Raw genomic sequence first — 18069 nt, 5'->3', positions numbered from 1 at the left:
GGGCGCTTGCCCACTCGGCTACATTTCTTTCGTGCCGACCGGTGTGGCCCTGCGCGACGTGCGGGAACAACTCTTCGACGCCGCCGACCGGATCCTGCTGAGATCCGGGCCCGAGGCGCTCACCAGCCGTGCCGTCACCCTCGACGCCGGCTGCGCCAAAGGCGTCCTGCACCGCCACTTCACCGACTTCGACGACTTCCTGGCGGAGTACGTACTGGACCGGGCCGGCCGGATGGACGCGCGGATGACCGCCCTGCACGCCGGCACGGGATCGGTCACCGACACCGTCGCCGACGCCCTGACCGCACTGTTCGGCTCGGTCGCGGTCGCCATCGTCGCGCTGGTGACCTTCCGCGACGGTCTGCGCGCCCGCCTCCGCGAGACCTGGCCGGCCGGCGTCCCGGTGCTCACCGAGGGCGCCGAGCTGTTCGCGGCCTACCTCGAGGACGAGCGGGTCCTCGGACGGATCGCGGCCGGCGCCGACACCGCCACACTCGGGGCCATCCTGATCGGGACCGGGCACATGCTCTTCGCCGACCGCACCGGCCCACCACCGGCACCGGCGGACGTGCGGCGGACCGTCGCGGCGATCATCCCCGTCGCCGCCACCTGATCACGACACCGGCGTAGGACACCGCGACCACCACGGCGATCAGCAGCCGCACCTCGTTCAGGTAGCGCTCCGGATACATCACCCCGGTCAGGTACGTGTCGATGAAACCGCGCGCCAGCCCGGACTGGCCGGCCCGCTCCCGCGCCCAGTCCTCCACCCAGGTCAGCGGGCAGTTCAGGGCGAAGACGACGATGCACAGACCCCAGGCCGCGGCGGCCAGGTGCAGCCACAGCGCCGCCGGCCAGCGCCACGCCAGAAAGCCGCCGAGCACCACGAAGGCGATGAACAGAAAGTGCACCACCATCGTGGCCTCGGCCAGAACCCGGTAACCCATGCCTCCAGTTTCCTCGATTAATTGGTTGGACGGGTACCGCGGAGCCTCCTATGTTTGTCATCAACACCGACCCAGCCGGGACGCGAACCAGGAAGGAGAAGACGATGGCCGCCAAGCGAATGAAGCAGGTCCTGCCGAGTCTCCCCGTCCGAGGTCTCGGCCGACTTCTCCGTCGGTGGCGCAGCTAGCATCCTGCTGGTTATCTCTGCGCCGCCCTTCCTCACGGAATCGGGCGGCGTTTCTCGTCATGCCCTTGTCTGACAATTCCACAGCGGATGACAAATGTCCCCGTAGCTCAGCGGAAAGAGCACCGGATTACGGATCCGGGGGTCGGGAGTTCGAATCTCTCCGGGGACGCGGTGTGGCTGCAGCTCAGTTTCGGTAGAGCGCCGTCTCGCCATGGCGGAGGTCCCGGGTTCGAGGCCCGGTAGCCACTCTTCGACGCCCTCGTGGCCCAACAGGCAGAGGCACCAGGCCGAGGACCTGGACGGTGCGCGTTCGAATCGCGCCGAGGGCACGCAGGGGCTCGTAGCTCATCAGGGAGAGCATCCACCTTGCAAGCGGAAGGTGGCCGGTTCGAGTCCGGCCGGGTCCACGCGGTTCGAGTAGGACAGAGGAGAGCTGGCCGAGTGGCCTAAGGCGGCGGACTGCTAATCCGCAGCAGGGGTCGTGAACCCTTGCCGGGAGTTCGAATCTCCCGCTCTCCGCTTCGGTCGCCGTAGCTCAGGGGCCCAGAGCGCCGCCCTCATAAGGCGGAGGCCGGTGGTTCGAAACCACCCGGCGACACGTGAACGACGGGATGTGGCGCGGCTTGGTGGCGCGTGCTTCGAGATCCCGGTCGGCCGGCAGAGGAGGGCCGGAAGCACCAGCCACGGGTCGGACAACAGCGGGTGCTTCGCTGTACCTTGGTCCGGAAAACGATTTACGGCGGCCCATCTCTCTCCGCGTCAGCTGACAACCGGATGACAGGGTCGGCCGGTTCACTCGCCGGGGTCACCACCGGTTCGGTTCGAGGCGACGAGCGGAAGAGGTGGCGCGATGCGTCGCAGGGTGTTGTTGGGATCGGCGGCGGTCGGCGCGGCCGGGCTCGTCGGCTGGCCGGCAGGCCGGTCGCTGGCAGCGACGACCGGGGCGACCTCCCGGGGCGGGTCCAACTACGGCTGGTACCGGATCGACGGCTGCAACCGGGAACCGTACGGCGTCGTCAACTCGTTCCACAAAGCCCCGGACGTGATCCGCGGCCAGCTCGCCGCGATGCGCGCGGCCGGCCAGGCACGACTGCGGGTGCACATCATCCACCGGCACCGCGCGGACACCGGTACCGCCATGGACTCCACCGGCGGCAACCTCTCCGCCTCGAACCGGCAGAACCTGGCCGATCTGCTGCGCGCGATCGACGACGCCGGATTCGTCGAGATCCAGGTGGCGTTCATGCCCATCGGCGAGAACGCCGCCTACAACTGGCCGAGTTGGAATGACGACATGTACCAGGAGAACTGGAACCTGATCTCCAACCTGCGCCCGATCATCGCCGGCTCCGGCATCCATTACCGGATCGACCTGTGCAACGAGGCGGTGCCGACGAACAGCCAGAAGGTCCTGCTCGCCTACACACAGCAGCTGTGGAAGGACTACACCAACGCCTTCGACAAGAAAGACACGGTCGGGTTCTCCGCCATCGGCTACGCCGGCCGGATCGAGAATATCCCCAAGGTGTACGGGAACAATCCGCCGTACCTGTTCGACTTCCATTTCTACCGTCGTAACGGGGTCGACGAGGGCGCCTTGTTCACCACCGCACACAACATGATGAACCAGTACGGCTACACCAAGCAGGGCTGGACGATCGGCGAGGTGTTCAACAACGACCCGACTGCGGCCAGCACGCTGCGGCAGGCCATCGACAGCACCGGCCGGACCGTGTACTACCTCTTGCAATGGCCACGGCAAGCGCCGAGCATCGACGTCCCCGACCCTACGTGCCCCGACGCGACCGTCCCGCCGCCCCCGGTCAACTTCGGGGCCTACATCGCACAGGGCTTCTAGCGCTGATGCGCGGGCCTGCCCCTGATCGGCGATAATGATCTCTGTCGATCAGTCAGCCGTACGGGTGGTGTCGCTCTCCGGCCGTGAGACCCATCATGGTCCGGTGCCGAGTTGGTATAGACGCCCCAGAGTCTGGTTCCTGATCACGTTGGCGGCAGCCGCCCTGACGGCCCTGACCTTGGCCTGGTTCCTGCAGCACGAGGGTCTGGAGCGGGCGGACAAGTGGTCGAGCGTCGTCTTCGGTTCGGTCAGCGCCGGTGCGGCGTGCGTCTGCGCACTGACGTGGTTGTGGCGCCTCGGCAACGGCGACGCAGGCGGCGAACGCGAGGCCGTGCTGTCGCGCCTGGCGGCCGCGCAGCGGGAGCAGTGGGCCGCGGAGCAGGCCGCCCGCCGGGTCTGCGAACCGTGGCCCCTGAACGTGCGGTGGACGGTGAATGCCCAGACGCGGGCGGTGATGGTCAGTTGGGCGTCGGTCCGGCAGTCGGCGGGCGCCGGTCCGGTCGACGTGGACAGCGACTACGCGCGGATCGCGAGTGTGTTCGACCGCGACGACATCCCGAAGCGGCTGGTGATGCTCGGTGAGCCGGGGTCGGGCAAGTCGATGCTGGCCATCCAGCTGATCCTTCAACTGCTCGCCCTTCGGCGTGGGATCGAGCCGGTCGCGGTGCTGCTCAGTACGGCGAGTTGGAACCCGGTGCAGTCTCTGGACGACTGGATCGCCGACCAGTTGATCGCCCAGGACCGCAGCCTGGCCCGGACGCTGCCCGGACCGAACGCCGAGCCGCGCAGCCTCGCGCGGGATCTCGTCGCCGGCGGATTCGTGTTGCCGGTCCTCGACGGGCTTGATGAGCTCGACGAACATATGCAGCGGGCCGCTCTCATCGGCCTGTCCAGCGCGGTGGCGGCCGGCCGTGACTTCGTCGTCACCTGCCGGACCAGGCCGTACCAGGCGGCTGTCCAGGCGTGCGGTCCGATTCCGGCGGCTGTGGTGGTGGAGTTGGAGCCGGTCCCGGCGGCGGAGGCCGCCGAGCATCTCGCCGACGATGCGGGATCGACCGACCGGCGCTGGTCGCGGGTCCTGGCCCATCTGCGTGAGGAGAGCGGGACTCCACTGACGCAGGCGCTGTCCACCCCGTTGATGATCTGGCTGACCCGGATGGTCTATCGGAACACCGGCCGCACGCCGGAGGAGTTGCTGACCGCGGACTGGGCTGCCAGCCGGGAGGGCATCGAGCAGCACCTGTTGGACCACCTGATCCCGGCCACCTATCCGGGGCGAGCCGACAGCACACGCCGGTGGCTGGCAACGCTCGCGGTCCATCTGAAGGAATACCAGCTCCACGATCTGGCATGGTGGCGGATCAGCGATATCCGCCCGGCCCCTACCGCGCACGTGGTCTCCATCGTCTACGTCATTCTGGCTGCCCTGATCTCGCCTGTCCTGGTGGTGGCCCTGGTTCTGTCCGCTTTCACCTGGGACGGTGACTTCACGAGGCACTACGCGCTGGTCACCGGAGTGTCGGCCGGCGTGATGGTGGCATTCGCGAGATTGCTGTTCACCGACCGTCACCATCCGCGGCGATTGGCGCTGCGCAGCCTGATGACGTCGTTCGCCGTGGTCGGCTCGGTCCTGCTCACCGTGGCGATGGTCGCCGGCATGAGCCCTCTGGAAGCTGTCATCTGCGCCGTGTCCGGCGGTGCGGTCACCGCGCTGGCGAGCAGCGCGGAACCCGCCCCCTCGGCGACGACTCCCGCGGCGTCGCTGGCGATGGACCGAAACGCGGCACTCGTCTCCGCAGCCACCATCGGCGGGGCCGTGGCGGCGATGTCGGCCCCCGCCCTGTTCAGGCCCGAACCGTTTCTGTGGGCCGTCATCGGAGGGGTGGTGCCGGCCGCCGCCCTGGCCGCGGTGCTGGTGAGCGCCTGGGGTCAGTTCTGTGTGGCGACTCTCGTTCTCGCCACCCTCCGCAGACTTCCTCTGCGGCTGTCCCGGAGCCTGGCCGATGCCCAGGAACGTGGCGTACTGCGCCGCGCCGGCAGTGTCTACCAATTCCGGCACGCCCTTCTGCGTGACCGTCTGGCTCACCCGATGTCCGCGGAAACCGCCGCGAGCGTTCGTTCGATGCCGGTCTGATCAGAGACGGCGGAGATGCCCGGCACCAGGTGTCGCCGGTGCGAAACCGGCTCGGAACAGGTGGCCCCGTGCGGGCGAAGATACCGCCCCGGCTCAGGGGGCATGTAGGGCGTCCGCTGCGGAACGGGGCGGGTGGCCGTATCCGACGAGGGTGGGAGTTCTTTGCGCGAAGGCCTGCGCACTAAGGCCTCACCTGGGCGAATGTGCAGATGAATCGCTTGCGTGAACCGCTTCGGAGGAGAAACCTGCGAGGTAGGGATGCACGTTGGGAGGCCTGCCATGGGCAGAGTCGTCGCGGCCCTGTCCATGTCATTGGACGGGTTCGTCGCGGATGAGCACGACGGTGTGGCCGAGCTTTTCGGGTGGTATCAGAACGGCGACGTCGAGGTGCCGAGCGCTGATCCGCGGTGGATTTTTCATGTCACCGAGGCGAGTGCCGGTTTTCTGCGGCCAGCGTTGGCGAGCGCGGGTGCGCTGATCTGTGGCCGCCGGCTGTTCGACCACACCGACGGGTGGGGTGGGCGGCATCCGGCCGGGTGCCCGGTGTTCGTGGTGAGCCATTCGGTGCCGGGCGGGTGGCCGCGCGACGATTCGGAGACGTCGTTCTTCACCGATGCGATCTCGGCGCTGGAGGCCGCGCAGAAGACGGCCGGTGAGCGGGTGGTGTCGGTGTCGACGCCGACGCTCACCCAGCAGTATCTGGACGCCGGGCTGCTCGACGAGCTCACCGTGTCGCTGGTGCCGGTGCTGCTCGGCACCGGCACCAGCTTCTTCGGCGATCAGGTGGTGACGCCGGTCCGGCTCAGCGATCCGCGGGTGATCGAGGGCCGGGGCGTCACCCATCTCACCTACCGCGTTCTGCGTTAGGAAGCTTGCGCAGGAATCGGCCCAGGTGCGGGTCGAACCGGGCCGGGTCGGACTTGACGATCTCGTCGCGGCTCCACCAGCGGACGCTGTGGAACTCGCCGGTGTCCGGCTTCAGCGGCTGGTCGCGGGGGATCTCGACGGTGTACCACAGGCTCACGTCGATGTGCCCGGCATCGATGCCGACGGTCTCGGTGACGGTCAGGAAGAGCGGGTCCTTCGACACCGGGGCGGTGACGCCCAACTCCTCCTCGATCTCACGGGCGGCCGTCTCGTACGGATCCTCGTCCACCTCGACGTGCCCGCCCGGCGGCAGCCACAGACCGGCGTTGACGTGCTCGACGAGCAGCAGGTCGCCGTCGGCCGGATCCACCGGCACCACGTAGGACACCAGGTGCCGGGACGGTTCGGCCGGCTTGATCCGGCGGAACACGTCATCGGTGCTCCGCAGCCAGCCGAGGGCGTGCCCGCGGTGTTCGCCCTCGAGATTGTCGACCGGTTCCAGCCTGGTCACCACGTCGTGCACTGCCGCCACCGTTGAACGCATCCGAAAATGATGCCACCCATATGTACCAGCCAGGTGACAATGCGTCGCATGATCACTCGCATCACCGCGCTCACGGACCCGTCCACCGGTAATCCGGCCTGGATCGCCGAAGGCGACGACGACCGGCCACTGGGCACCGCCCGCGTCCACATCCCGGCCGGTGGTGGGGCCGCCGACCTGCGGATCACCGTGCATCCGGCGGAACGCCGGGCCGGTGCCGGCACCCGGCTGCTCGCCGCCGCCGTGGCGTCCGCGAGTGAACGGGGGCTGACGGCTCTGCTGGGGCCGGCCGTCGAGGAGGGCTCCGCGGGGGAGTCGTTCTGCGTGGCGGCCGGGATGCGCCGGGTGCTGGCGCTGACGTACACCCGGCTGGAACTCGCGTCGTTCGCGGGGGCGGCCGGGCCGGTCGACGGCTACCGGATCGTGCACTGGGAGGGCACGGTCGCGGACGAGCTCGCCGAGACGTTCGCGCGGTCCCGGCGGGCGATGGACGACATGCCGATGGACGACGCCGCCTGGACCCCGGACACGTGGGACGTGCAACGGCTGCACCGGATCGCGGAGGCGGTCGCGAAGCGCGGCGAGATCCTGCTGACCACGGCCGTGATCGGGCCGGACGCGGAGATCGCCGGTTTCACCGAGGTCGTGGTGGCCGGGGACGGTACCGGGGACGGCCAGCACTACGGGACCGGGGTGCTGCCGGAGCATCGCGGGCGCGGGCTGGCGCGGTGGCTGAAGGTCGCGCAGATCGAGGAGATCCGGGCCCGGTTCCCGGGGCTGGCCGGGCTGCTCGCCGACACCGCCGACAGCAACGTCGCGATGCGCCGGATCAACGACTCACTCGGCTACCTTCCCACCCACCGGAGTCTGCTCTACCAGGCCGATCTACCGAGATGACCATGATCAGTCTGATCACCGTGGACGGCGCCCTGGGCCATGCGCTCGCTGAATTCGCCGGCCGGCACGGCCTGGAGTTCCGGCACGTCCGGCTGGACCGCGGCCGGCACCGCTCGCAGCCGATGCTGGTGGTGCCCGGCGGCGCGGCGGTCGTCCGCGAGTGGACCGGGATGATCGAACGGAGCGAACGGTCATGGATGCGGCCGGTCCGGACCCGCACCCTGGCACCGGCCGACGAGGCCCGGCCGGCTGAGCGCGATTTCGAGCATCACATCGAGTTGCGGTCGGAGCCGGACCGGGTGGCCACGGTCATCGCGCTCGCCGACCTCCTCGACGTCAGTGGCGCCGGGCTGTGCCGTGACCCGCGTCCGATCGTGGTCCAGCGCTGCGCGGACACCGACGCGGACGCTGCCACCGCGAGTCTCGCCACGCTGTCGGTGGGCCTGCGGGAACTCGGTCTGGAGTTCGTCTCGATCCGGCGGTGGTGCGTCCGGCACGACAGCAACCCCGGGTGGGACGCGGGCTGGTTGACGCCGGAGCGGGTGCTCCACCACCAGCGGCGCACCGTCGGAGGACTCGTCCGGCAGGGCATGCCGGCCACGTTCCGGCCGGTGCCGGGCGGTCGTGACGTCGAGCAACTGCTGGCCTTCGACCCCGCACTCAAGCAGTTCGACAACGCCTATCGGCCGGGCGAGCCGGTCTTCGCCGATCCGGAGGTCGGCCGGCGCTGGCGCTCGGCCCGGGAAAGAGCGATGAACGACCTGCTCACCGTGCTGGGCGACAGCCGCTGGGCGGAGCATCTGGTGCTGCGGGGCAGCGCGCTGATGCGGGCCTGGGTGGGTGACGATGCACGGCGGCCCGGTGATCTGGACTTCGTCGTCACGCCGGTGAGCGTCACCAGCGACAGCCAGGAGGCGCGGGAACTGCTCGACGGTGTCAAGCAGGCGGCGTTCCGGGCCGGCCTGCGGCCCGGCGAAGCGAGCGAGTCGGCGATCTGGACGTACGAGCGAGCTGACGGCCGCCGGCTCGTCATCCCTTTCTCGGCGCCCGGCGTTCCCGACGGCAGCGTCCAGATCGACGTGGTGTTCGGTGAGGATCTGCCGATCGAGCCGGAGCCGGTCGCGCTTGCGGGTGTGAAGCCCCTGGTCCTGGGAGCGACCGCGGAGTTGTCCCTGGCCTGGAAACTGCTGTGGCTGGCCACCGACCGGTACCCGCAGGGCAAGGATCTGTACGACGCGGTGCTGCTCGCCGAGCACACCACGGTCGACGTCGAGCTGGTCCGTGAACTGCTGCTCCCGGAACTCGGCGACGAGGCCCTGGAGTTCTCCGCCGTCACGCCGCTGAGCTGGCATGACGTGGACTGGGACAACTTCGCCGACGAGTACCCGCAGGTGGCGGGGACCGCCCGGCACTGGCTGCGCCGGCTGGCCCTCGCCCTGGACCGGTCCTGAGGCGGGCCCGGGGCGTGCACCCCGGGCCCGCCCGTCACCTACGCCGCCGGGCGGTAACCGGCCGGACGGCTGGTGAACGTGCCCCGCCCGTGCGTGCGGCTGCGCAGCCGGGTCGCGTACCCGAACAGCTCAGCCAGCGGGACCGTGGCGGTCACCGTGCGTACCGACGAATCGGTCACCTGGCCGCGCCGCGCGGCAAGGTCGCCGAGCACCGCGCCGATCGCGTCCGACGGCGCGCTGACCGTCACCTCGGCCACCGGTTCGAGCAGCGTGAGCGTGCAGGCGCGCAGCGCCTGGCGCAGCCCGAACCGGCCGGCCGTGCGGAACGCCATCTCCGACGAGTCCTTCACATGCGTCTGGCCGTCGGTCAGCGTCACCCGCAGTCCCACCACCGGATGCTCACCGTCGGCGAGCGCCTCCCGGCAGCCGGCCTCGACCGCACGGGCGAACTCGGCCGGCACCCGGCCACCGGTCACCGTGGACGCGAACGCGAAGCCGGTGCCCTCCATCGGCGTCACGTCCAGCACGATGTGCGCGAACTGGCCCGCGCCGCCGTCCTGTTTGACGTGCCGGTGGACGAACCCGGTGACACCGCCGGTCACCGCCTGGCGGTAGGCGACCTGCGGACGGCCGGTGGTCAGCGCCAGGCCGGTCGTCTGCCGCAGCTTCTCCACGGCCACCTCCAGATGCAGTTCGCCCAGGCCGGACAGCAGGGTCTGACCGGTTTCGGCGTCCGTCCGTACGGCCAGGGAAGGGTCTTCCTCGGCCAGCGCCGCGAGAGCGCCCGGCAGACGTTGCGCGTCGGCGCGCGTGCGTGCCTCCACCGCGACCGAGACCAGCGGCTCGGTCACCCGCGGAGCCTCCAGGACCACCGGGTTCGCCCTGGTCGACAGGGTGGTGCCGGTCCGGGTGGCCTTCAGCCCGGCGACGGCGACGATGTCGCCGGCCACCGCCCGGTCGATGTCGGTGTGCCGGTCGGCCTGCACCCGGAGGATGCGCGAGATCCTTTCGGTACGGCCGTCGCGCGCGTCCCACAGGACATCCCCCTTCGTGATCGTGCCGTCGTAGACGCGCAGGTAGCTGAGCCGGTCGCGTTTCTTGAACACCAGTGCCACCGGGGCCTTCGTGCTGTCGCCGGCGGGAGCGGGCAGATAGTCGACCACGGCGTCGAGCAGCTGTTCGACGCCGATGCTGCGGTGCGCGGAGCCACACAGCACGGCCACCGCCTGACCGTTGCCGACCAGGTCCCGGATCGCCTGCTTCAGCGTCGCGTCGGACATGTCGCCCCACTCCTCCAGGGCGCCGGCGTGCAACTCGGCGACGGCCTCCTCCAGCGCTCGGCGTGCCTCGGCGGCGGACGCCGGTGGCTCGTCGACCAGGTCGATCACGCCGGTGAAGTCGCCCTCCCGGCCGATCGGGACCTGCAGCACCAGCGGGATCACCTCGAGCCGGTGACGGATCGAGGCCACCGCGGCATCCAGGTCGGCGCCGGCACGGTCGAGCTTGTTCACGAACGCGATCCGGGGCACGGCGTAGCGGTCGGCGGTGCGCCACACCGTCTCGGACTGCGGTTCGACGCCGGCCACCCCGTCGAAGACGGCGACCGCGCCGTCCAGGACCCGCAGCGACCGCTCCACCTCGTCGGAGAAGTCGACGTGGCCGGGCGTGTCGATCAGGTTGATCCGGTGACCGGCCCAGTCACAGCTCACGGCCGCGGCGAAGATGGTGATGCCACGGTCACGTTCCTGTGGATCGAAATCGGTCACGGTGTTGCCGTCATCGACCCGGCCGCTCTTGTGGGTCGTACCGGTGGCGAACAGGATCCGCTCGGTGAGGGTGGTCTTGCCGGCGTCGACGTGCGCAAGGATGCCGATGTTCCGGACATGCATGATCTTGGATTCTCTCGAGTCTGATCGGAAGGCGGACCGCGCCTGTTACAGGCAGAGACCAGCCCCGGTGGCGCAGCCGGAGCCGGCCACACCAGACACGAGGATCAGCTCGAAACGCGACACGGGAATGACGACGGCGGTGCGGTAGCGCATGGCCGTGTCTCCTCTCCGGTCGCGGTGATGGCGCCACGGTACGAGAGCCGCGCCGACGGTGTCGAGCGATTAAGGTGACGGTCATGCTGATCGATCTCGATACCGCCCCGGCGGTCGGGCCGGTGCGCCTCGGCATGGAGTACGACCGGGTCGAGGCGGCTCTGCGCCATTTCGGCAGCCCGTCCTGGATGTGCATGGGCGGTGCCTGGACGGTCTACCGGAGCAGCGGCCTGTCGATCACCCCGCGCCGTGGTCACGACAACCGGCGGATCGAGTCGATCAGGTTCGAGGGCACTCTGTGGGACGACGCCGCCGAGCCCGACTCGCTGCGGTTCCGCGGGATCGACCTGCTCACGCTGCCATGGCGGGAGGTCGTCGACCGGCTCGCCGCGCACCTGCCGGTGACCGAGGAGGAGCGCGTGTTCACCGTCGAGGCCGCCCCGGGTGTCGAGCTGTCCCTGATCCTGCCCTGGGACGAGGAGGACCCGCGGGTCTTCGGCCAGGTCGTCGTCTCCTTCGCCGACGCGTGACCCTCGCCGCCGTCCTGCTGATCATGGCGGCGGTCCGTGTCTGGAACCACCGCGGGCCGGCACGGGCGCAGTCCTGCACCGGGCCGCTCGCCGCGGCGCTGCTGGTCGCGGTCTCCGGCCGGGTTCCGCCGCTGACCGGCTGGGGGTACGCCCTGGGCGCCGCGTGCGCGATGACCGCCGGATACGGCATCGTCCTGCTCGTCCCCGCCGGGCGCCGTGCGCTGGCCGCCCGCTCCTACGACCACCCGGTCCGCAAGGCCCTGATCGGCGTGCCCCTCTCGACGGTCGTCTTCGAGGAGGTGGCGTTCCGCGGAGTGCTGTGGGCGCTGATCGCCGACGGTCACGGAGTGGTCTGGGCGACCGTGATCACGGCCGTTCTCTTCGGGTTCTGGCATCTTCCGGACAGAGGGGAAGTGGCGTTCACCACCCTCGCGGGCGTTCTTCTCAGCATTCTCCGCGCTGCCTCCGGGGGGATCATCGCCCCGTTCGTCCTGCACTGGACCGCCAATGGCCTGGGAATACTCGCTTCGGCATGGGTGCGTCGATCCGGGCCCGCGGATTCCGGTGACACCGATAAATCCTGAGAACCGTGTCGTACCTCGTCACTAAGCTCCGGAATGCCGTCCTACCTGTGGAGATGTTGTGAGCAGTCAGACCTCGGCGCCGGCGAAACTGGACGGCGCCGTACTCAAGGTCGCCGGGGTTGTCGTCCTCGGCGCTATCATGTCGATCCTCGACGTCACCGTGGTCAGCGTCGCGATCCCGACCTTCATGGAGAAGTTCGGCGCGACGTACGCCGAGGTCGCCTGGACCATGACCGGATACACCCTGGCCCTGGCCACGGTCATCCCGCTGACCGGCTGGGCCGCCGACCGATTCGGTACCAAACGCCTCTACATGGCCGCGCTCCTGCTGTTCACCCTCGGCTCGGTGCTCTGCGCCACCGCGGACAGCATCGGGCAGCTCGTGGCCTACCGGGTGCTCCAGGGCCTCGGCGGTGGCATGCTCATGCCGCTCGGCATGACGATCATGACCAAGGCGGCCGGGCCCGAGCGCATCGGCCGGCTGATGGCGGTCCTCGGCATCCCGATGCTGCTCGGCCCGATCAGCGGCCCCATCCTCGGCGGCTGGCTCATCGACTCGTACAGCTGGCACTGGATCTTCCTGATCAACCTGCCGATCGGTATCGGCGCGCTGATCTACGCCCAGATCGTGCTCCCGAAGGACACCCCCGAGCCGTCCGAGTCGTTCGACTTCATCGGCATGCTGATGCTGTCGCCCGGTCTCGCCCTCTTCCTCTACGGCGTCTCCACGCTGCCCGAGGAGCAGAGCATCAGCGCCACCAAGGTGTGGGTCCCGATGCTCGTCGGCGCGCTGCTGGTGATCGGGTTCATCTTCTACTCGTTCAAGCCGCGGCACCCGCTGCTCGACCTGCGCCTGCTGCGCAACCGCAACCTGACCGTCGCGTCGATCACGCTGGCCGTGTTCACCGTGGCGTTCATGGGCGCCGGGCTGCTCTTCCCCAGCTACTTCCTGCAGATCCACGGCGAGTCGACGCTGCACGCCGGCCTGCTGATGGCCCCGCAGGGCATCGGCGCCATGGTCACCATGCCGATCGCCGGCATGCTCGCCGACAAGGTCCCGGTCGGGCGGACCGTTCCGTTCGCGCTGCTCCTGATCGCGGCCGGGTTCTTCGCCTTCACCCAGGTCGGCACCGACACGTCGTACGTTCTGCTGTGCGGCTCGCTGTTCGTGATGGGCCTCGGCATGGGCGGCACCATGATGCCGATCATGACATCGGCGCTGCGCACCCTCACCAACCACGAGGTGGCCCGCGGCTCGACGCTGCTCAACATCCTTCAGCAGATCGCCGGGTCGGTCGGCGGCGCCGTGATGTCGGTGATCCTGACCTCCGAGCTGAACGAGTCACCGCCTGTTCCCGGCGTGCCCGTCCCGCCGGGCAGCGACCCGGTCACCGAGGCCGGTCTCGCCATCGCCGGCCAGATGAAGCCGGAGGCGGTGGCCGGGTTCCCCGACCCCGGCCTGCTGGAGCGGGGCCTGGAGTTCGCGGCCGACGCGTTCGCCACCACGTTCACGGTCGGCTTCGTCCTGGTGCTGCTGACTTTGATTCCGGCGCTGTTCCTGCCGCGCAAGCGCGAGGAGTCGCACCTGCTCGACGAGGAGAAGGGCGCCACCCCGGTCGTCCTGCACTGACCGCTCCTCCGGCTCACCCCGGTCGTGCTGCACTGACCGGTCATCAGGCTCAATCCGGTCGTGCTGCACTGAGCGGTCGTTCGGGTCATCGGGGGCCTTCCCGCGGTGACCGGGGCAAGCTTTGACGAGGCCGTCCGGCGTCTGCCGGGCGGCCTCGCGCCGTGTCGGTAGCGTGACGGGCATGGATCTTCTCGGCTCCGGGCGCGAGGCCGACGTCTACGCGATCGACGAGCGGCGGGTGCTGCGGCGCTACCGGCGCGGCGACGACGTGACGGCCGAGGCCGAGATCATGACGTACCTGGCCGGGCACGGATATCCGGTACCGCAGGTGCACGCGGCGAGTGGCGCCGACATGATCCTGGAGCGGCTCGACGGGCCCACCATGACGGACGCCTTCACCGCCGGGAAACTCGGCGTCGACGACGGCGCCGCGATCCTGGTCGATCTCCACGAGCGCCTGCACCGGCTGCCCGCCCCGTCCGCCGGGCTCGCGGTGCCGGCCCGGTCGGCTGGGCTCGCGGTGCCAGCCCGGTCCGCTGGGCTCGCGGGGCCAGCCGGGCCTGCCGGACTCGCGGCGCCAGCCGGGCTTGCCGGGCTTGCGGTGCCAGCCGGACTTGCCGGGGTCGCGGTGTCGGCCCGGTCTGCCGGGCTCCCGGGCGTTACCTCCGGCGACCCCGGCGCGCGCCGGCCTCCGTCGCAGCGCAATGGAGCCTCCAGCGACCGGATTCTGCACCGTGACCTGCATCCCGACAACGTCATGCTGACCTCCCGCGGCCCGGTGGTCATCGACTGGCACAACGCCGCCCAGGGCCGGCCCGCCGTCGACGTATGCCTCACCGCGGTGATCATGGCGCAGGTCGCCGCCTCCCCGGCTCATCCGCATGCCGTCGCGGCCGCCGCGTTCCTCACCGCCTTCCTGAACCGCACCGGCGGCGAGCCCCTCGACGGCCTCGACGAGGCACTGGAGATCCGCCGGGCCGATCCGGCACTCACCGCCACCGAAGCCGCTGGTCTCGCCGCCGTCGTGACCCCGCTGATCCGTGGCGCTCTCCGCCCCCGCTGAACCAGGCCAGACGCCGCCCCCGGCCCGCCGTCGCGTGGGCACCGGCCTCACCACCCGAGATCTGCGGGGCCGTCCGCGCAACCGTGGATCATGCCCGGCTGGTCCTCACCGTTGTCTCGGGGCTGTTGAGGCAGCGGTGGGAGCCAGCTGGATTTTCTTGGCTGGTCTCCACCGTTGTCTCGGGGCTGTTGAGGCAGCGGTGGGAGCCAGCTGGATTTTCTTGGCTGGTCTCCACCGTTGTCTCGGGGCTGTTGAGGCAGCGGTGGGAGCCAGCTGGATTTTCTTGGCTGGTCTCCACCGTTGTCTCGGGGCTGTTGAGGCAGCGGTGGGAGCCAGCTGGATCTTCGTGGCTGGTCTCCACCGCTGTTTCGGGGCTGTTGAGGCAGCGGTGAGGGCCAGCTGGATCTTCGTGGCTGGTCTCCACCGCTGTTTCGGGGCTGTTGAGGCAGCGGTGAGGGCCAGCTGGATTTCTTGGCTGGTCTCCACCGTTGTCTCGGGGCTGTTGAGGCAGCGGTGGGAGCCAGCTGGATCTTCCTGGCTGGTTCTCACCGCTGTCTCCCAGCCGCTGAGGCGGCGGTGAGGGCCAGCTGGGTTGGGTGGGTTGAAGAAGCGCCGCCAGGACCGCCCCCCGTTTCCCGCGGGGGTGATGCCCGCGGGTGAGCCGCCCTGACGGCGAGATCCGGCCCGGCTCAGCCGAGAGTCACCACGCGCGCCCAGGACGGGGGCAGGTCCAGCTCGAAGTCCGGGTCGTTCTCGTCGACGAAGCGTGGACGGGGGAACAGGCCGATCACCGTGCGGCACGGCGGCTGCCGTTGGGGCCACGGGGTCTGCCCGTCGGTCAGTACCACGATCACGTCCGGGGCCGGCCGGGTCGCCAGGGCCTTCGCGAATCCCTCCCGGAGATCGGTGCCGCCACCACCGAGCAGCGGGATGCCCTCGGACTCGCAGATCTCGCCGGTGACGTGCGCGGCCGCGTCGCAGGAGACGACGCGCACCAGGTCACGGCGGCCACCGACGGCCCGGGTGATCGCGGCGACCTCGAGGAGGGCGCTGCCGAGTTCGGCGTCACTCACCGAGCCCGACGTGTCGATCACCACGCTCACCCGGGGCGGGCGGCGGCGCAGGCTCGGCAGGATCACCCCGGGCAGGCTCGACGAACGCCGTGACGGACGGTGGTAGACGTAGTCCTCACCGACCCCCGGCGCCGAGACGGCGGACCGGACCGCGCTGCCGAGTAGTTCACGCCACGGCTGCGGCGGATGCACCACCTTCTCGGCCCAGCGCTGCCACCCGCCGGGCGCGTCGCCGCGGCCGATGAGTCCCTGCGCCACCCGGTACCGGACCAGCGCCCGCGTCTGCTCGTCCAGGCCGTGCGCGCCGTCCGGGCCCAGCTCCCACGGGCGGTCCGACCCGTCGGCGCCACCGCCGCAGTCGATCCACACCAGCTGCCGGGAGTACAGGCCCATCGCGATCATCGGGAGGTACTCCTCCATGAGCTTCCCGGATGCCAGGCCCAGCAGTTCGGGGCCGATCACGCCGGCGGGGCGGGGCAGGCCGTCGCCGTACACGTCGTCGTTGATCTCGAAGTCCGCGGCGATGTTCATCCGCAGCCGGTGGCCCGGGCCGGTCAGGTCCTTCTCGGTGGCCAGCCGCTCACCCCGGCCGTGATGGTCCCGCAGCAGGTGTGAGACCTCGTGCACCCAGACACCGGCCAGCTCGTCGACGGGTGTCGCGGCCACGAAAGCGGGGGAGACGTAGCAGCGCCAGTACCGGTCGACGGCCATCGTCGGGACCGTCCACGACAGGATCGGTTTCAGGGCGTACAACGCGGTCGCCAGATACGGTCTCGCCTCGGCGGCGAACAGTCTGGCGGCGTACAACTTGTCGGATTCCTCCCGGGTGAAGGCCGCCCGCGGCGAACCGCGGTGTGGTGCCGCCGGCGGCGAGCCGCGGTGTGGTGCCGCCGGCGGCGAGCCGCGGTGTGGTGCCGCCGGGGGCGAACCGCGGTGTGGTGTCGTGTGCGGTGCCCCGCCGTGTGGTGCCGTCGGCGGCGATCCGCTGCGGGCGATCTGCGGTGACCCGCCGCCTGCCGTCGTCGTCATCGGGCCGCCGTCACCCGCCGGCGGAGGCCGACCACCGGGGCCAGGCGTTCCATCTCCACCGGGACCGGCCATTCGTCGCGGCGCAGGGCGGCCAGGGTGGAGGCCGGCACCACCACCAGGTCCGGCGCGCCCGTCTCCAGCGCCCGGACCAGCACCGCCCACGCGGCATCCCAACGGGACCGGTCCGGCCGTTTGCGAACCGCCTCGACCACACCGTCGAGGGTGGCCTGCCGCAGGTCACCGCGGTGCGGCAGGTTCGCGGCGGCCGGGTCGGCGAGCAGCGTCTCCGGGTCGGGCAGGTCGAGCCGGTCGACGAAAGCCAGCAGTTCCAGGCCGGGACCGTCCCCGACCGTGCCGCGGACCAGCATGGACAGTACTTCCCGCGACACCCCGGCCGCGGTGGCGAACGCGATCAGCCGCAACGTCATGTCCCAGCTGCGCGGCGACGGCCACGCACCACCCCGGCGGGCCTCACTGTCGGGCAGCCGGTGCACCAGCGTCGGCCGTGCCTCCAGGAATCCGCACACCGCCCGCCGGGCCCGCGCCACCGCCGCCGCCAGCAGATCCGGGTCGAGCCGTGGCAGTACCGCCCGCGGCCACGTGCCGGCCAGGCCGCGGACCACGACCTCGTGTTCGTACGTCCATTGCAGGTGCACGAACCGGTTGGCCAGCGGCGGGCTCAGCTCCCACCCGTCGGCGGCCGACGACCGTGGGTTGGCGGCGGCCACGATGCGCACGCCCGGTGGCAGCCGCAGAGCGCCGACCCGCCGTTCCAGCACCACCCGCAGCAGCGCCGCCTGCACCGCGGGCGGGGCGGTCGACAACTCGTCCAGGAACAGCAGGCCCCGGCCCGCGCGTACCAGCTGAACCGCCCAGTCCGGCGGCGCCATCGGCACGCCCTGTGTCGCCGGGTCGTCGCCGACGACCGGCAGCCCGGCGAAGTCCGACGGCTCGTGCACGCTGGCGATCACCGTGGTCAACGGCAGTCCGAGCCCCTCGGCGAGCTGTTCGAGGGTGGCGGTCTTGCCGATGCCGGGCTCACCCCACAGCAGTACCGGGAGGTCGGCGGCCACCGCCAGGGTGAGGGCTTCCAGCTGATTGTCCGGCCGCGGCTCGGTGCCGGTCGCGGTGAGCAGAGCGATCAGGTCGTCGGCCACGGGAAGATTCCGGTCAGAAAGCATCAATTCGATCACCTTGGGGAGACGGGGGTGGCCGGCTCGCGGCCACCACGA

The 18069-nt window shown here is 70.4% G+C and carries 15 protein-coding genes and 6 tRNA genes; 16 read left to right on the top strand and 5 right to left on the bottom strand.

All coding sequences use genetic code 11. The annotated features are described in order from the left end of the window. Positions 1-31: 31 nt before the first annotated feature. Positions 32-613: a TetR/AcrR family transcriptional regulator gene (locus BC793_RS13010; protein ID WP_109592697.1), complete on the top strand. Its 582-nt coding sequence runs from the start codon at positions 32-34 to the stop codon at positions 611-613. On the opposite strand, the gene BC793_RS13005 is transcribed toward BC793_RS13010, so the two are convergent. Continuing rightward, positions 591-947, bottom strand: coding sequence for a DUF2784 domain-containing protein (locus BC793_RS13005; protein WP_109592695.1), 357 nt, complete (start codon positions 945-947; stop codon positions 591-593). The genes BC793_RS13010 and BC793_RS13005 overlap by 23 nt on opposite strands. A gap of 284 nt (positions 948-1231) precedes the next feature. On the opposite strand from BC793_RS13005, the gene BC793_RS13000 reads away from it, so the two are divergent. From BC793_RS13000 to BC793_RS12960, 9 genes are all read left to right on the top strand, one after another. After that, positions 1232-1304, top strand: a tRNA-Arg gene (locus tag BC793_RS13000). Positions 1305-1308: 4 nt separating this feature from the next. Then, a tRNA-Gly gene (locus tag BC793_RS12995) sits at positions 1309-1383 on the top strand. 7 nt (positions 1384-1390) lie between these two features. After that, positions 1391-1464, top strand: a tRNA-Leu gene (locus tag BC793_RS12990). 5 nt (positions 1465-1469) lie between these two features. Then, positions 1470-1542, top strand: a tRNA-Ala gene (locus BC793_RS12985). A 20-nt stretch (positions 1543-1562) separates the two neighbouring features. Continuing rightward, positions 1563-1654 (top strand) — tRNA-Ser (locus BC793_RS12980). Positions 1655-1659: 5 nt separating this feature from the next. After that, a tRNA-Met gene (locus BC793_RS12975) sits at positions 1660-1733 on the top strand. A 252-nt stretch (positions 1734-1985) separates the two neighbouring features. Next, entirely contained in the window at positions 1986-2993 is a 1008-nt protein-coding gene (locus BC793_RS12970; protein ID WP_146246247.1) for a hypothetical protein, read from the top strand. Between the two features lie 103 nt (positions 2994-3096). Continuing rightward, positions 3097-5127, top strand: coding sequence for an NACHT domain-containing protein (locus BC793_RS12965; RefSeq protein ID WP_146246246.1), 2031 nt, complete (start codon positions 3097-3099; stop codon positions 5125-5127). 279 nt (positions 5128-5406) lie between these two features. Beyond that, the gene (locus BC793_RS12960; protein WP_109592689.1) at positions 5407-5994 is read left to right on the top strand and encodes a dihydrofolate reductase family protein; all 588 of its coding nucleotides are present in this window, start codon (positions 5407-5409) and stop codon (positions 5992-5994) included. Here BC793_RS12960 and BC793_RS12955 read toward each other — a convergent pair. Further along, a complete protein-coding gene (locus tag BC793_RS12955) occupies positions 5972-6538 on the bottom strand; it encodes an NUDIX hydrolase (protein ID WP_109592687.1) in 567 nt (188 codons plus the stop codon). The genes BC793_RS12960 and BC793_RS12955 overlap by 23 nt on opposite strands. A 48-nt stretch (positions 6539-6586) precedes the next feature. Here BC793_RS12955 and BC793_RS12950 point away from each other — a divergent pair, with 48 nt between their 5' ends. Together BC793_RS12950 and BC793_RS12945 are read left to right on the top strand one after the other, a co-directional pair. Next, a complete protein-coding gene (locus tag BC793_RS12950; protein ID WP_109593028.1) occupies positions 6587-7435 on the top strand; it encodes a GNAT family N-acetyltransferase in 849 nt (282 codons plus the stop codon). 2 nt (positions 7436-7437) lie between these two features. Continuing rightward, entirely contained in the window at positions 7438-8886 is a 1449-nt protein-coding gene (locus tag BC793_RS12945; protein ID WP_239169970.1) for a nucleotidyl transferase AbiEii/AbiGii toxin family protein, read from the top strand. 38 nt (positions 8887-8924) lie between these two features. Here the strand turns inward: BC793_RS12945 and BC793_RS12940 are convergent, their stop codons facing one another. After that, positions 8925-10775: an elongation factor G gene (locus BC793_RS12940; RefSeq protein WP_109592685.1), complete on the bottom strand. Its 1851-nt coding sequence runs from the start codon at positions 10773-10775 to the stop codon at positions 8925-8927. Positions 10776-11011: 236 nt separating this feature from the next. Between BC793_RS12940 and BC793_RS12935 the strand changes: the two genes are divergently transcribed. From BC793_RS12935 to BC793_RS12920, 4 genes are all read left to right on the top strand, one after another. Further along, positions 11012-11458 (top strand): hypothetical protein, encoded by a 447-nt coding sequence (locus BC793_RS12935; protein ID WP_146246245.1) that lies wholly within the window; start codon positions 11012-11014, stop codon positions 11456-11458. Further along, positions 11455-12042 carry a CPBP family intramembrane glutamic endopeptidase gene (locus tag BC793_RS12930; RefSeq protein WP_109592681.1) on the top strand — a complete coding sequence of 196 codons (588 nt, stop codon included), beginning with the start codon at positions 11455-11457 and terminating at the stop codon, positions 12040-12042. The genes BC793_RS12935 and BC793_RS12930 overlap by 4 nt, the downstream gene beginning before the upstream one ends. A 58-nt stretch (positions 12043-12100) precedes the next feature. After that, positions 12101-13672, top strand: a complete 1572-nt coding sequence (locus tag BC793_RS12925) for a DHA2 family efflux MFS transporter permease subunit (protein ID WP_109592678.1) — start codon at positions 12101-12103, stop codon at positions 13670-13672. 181 nt (positions 13673-13853) lie between these two features. After that, complete coding sequence (locus BC793_RS12920; protein WP_109592676.1) at positions 13854-14735, top strand: phosphotransferase family protein; 882 nt, start codon at positions 13854-13856, stop codon at positions 14733-14735. A gap of 689 nt (positions 14736-15424) precedes the next feature. Here BC793_RS12920 and BC793_RS12915 read toward each other — a convergent pair. After that, complete coding sequence (locus BC793_RS12915; protein WP_203896166.1) at positions 15425-16837, bottom strand: vWA domain-containing protein; 1413 nt, start codon at positions 16835-16837, stop codon at positions 15425-15427. Beyond that, the gene (locus tag BC793_RS12910) at positions 16834-18018 is read right to left on the bottom strand and encodes an AAA family ATPase (protein ID WP_109592674.1); all 1185 of its coding nucleotides are present in this window, start codon (positions 18016-18018) and stop codon (positions 16834-16836) included. The genes BC793_RS12915 and BC793_RS12910 overlap by 4 nt, the downstream gene beginning before the upstream one ends. Between the last annotated feature and the right edge of the window lie 51 nt (positions 18019-18069).

Source organism: Actinoplanes xinjiangensis (assembly GCF_003148685.1).
GTDB lineage: Bacteria > Actinomycetota > Actinomycetes > Mycobacteriales > Micromonosporaceae > Actinoplanes > Actinoplanes xinjiangensis.
The sequence above is the reverse complement of the archived record's forward strand: the minus strand, read 5'-3'. Positions and strand labels throughout refer to the sequence as shown.